The organism is Clostridium sp. UBA5119 (genome assembly GCF_002414285.1).
Taxonomy (GTDB): Bacteria; Bacillota; Clostridia; order Clostridiales; family Clostridiaceae; genus Clostridium_J; species Clostridium_J sulfidigenes.
On the sequence record NZ_DHYX01000102.1, the window covers coordinates 37,662 to 37,886 of the forward strand.

1 protein-coding gene is annotated in these 225 nt (G+C 44.4%); it reads left to right on the forward strand.

Translation table 11 applies throughout. The features are described from left to right. On the forward strand, positions 1 to 193 hold a 193-nt coding region (locus tag B2671_RS15795; protein WP_346871266.1), incomplete at its 5' end, for a LamB/YcsF family protein. Positions 194 to 225: the final 32 nt, after the last annotated feature.

Consider the following 225-nt stretch of genomic DNA (forward strand, 5'->3'; position numbering starts at 1 on the left):
TGTTGCGAGCCGTGTGGTGTCTATGCTTAAAAATGGTGGGGTCGAGTCAATTGATGGTGTATTTACCCCAATTCAGGCTGACACGATTTGCCTACACGGCGATACTGACGGCGCACTAGAGATGTCGGCTGCCATTAAAGCCGAGCTTGTAAAAAACAATATTGAAATCCGCCCGTTTGTAAATAAAGCATAAGGAAGAGCGCAATGTATAAGGATATTAAAGTC